At 72.6% G+C, this 296-nt stretch carries 1 protein-coding gene; it reads right to left on the reverse strand.

Annotated features, from left to right (window positions below; all coding sequences use genetic code 11):
- The coding region (locus FS767_RS22040) for an NAD(P)H-hydrate dehydratase (protein WP_305986785.1) at positions 1-296 on the reverse strand (296 nt) is incomplete at both ends.

Raw genomic sequence — 296 nt, forward strand, 5'->3', positions numbered from 1 at the left:
GGGACGATCGGCCTCGATGTCCTTGATCGAGAGCTCCAGCAGCCGTGCTGCCTCACCCGGATGGGGCGTCATCACCCAGGGCCCGCGCGGCGCCTGGACCACCCCGGCGGCCAGCAGATTGAGGGCATCGGCGTCCCATACCTGGGCCGCGTCCAGCGTCGCGGCGGCACTGGCCAGGGCCTTGCCCCAGGCGCCCTGCCCCAGGCCCGGCCCGACGGCGAGCACATCGGCCTTCTTGGCCAGTTCCAGCACGGCGAAACTGGAATGCACCCCGGCGACCATGACCTCCGGCCGCC

The organism is Pseudomonas sp. DE0010, assembly GCF_007680745.1.
Lineage (GTDB): Bacteria > Pseudomonadota > Gammaproteobacteria > Pseudomonadales > Pseudomonadaceae > Aquipseudomonas > Aquipseudomonas parafulva_B.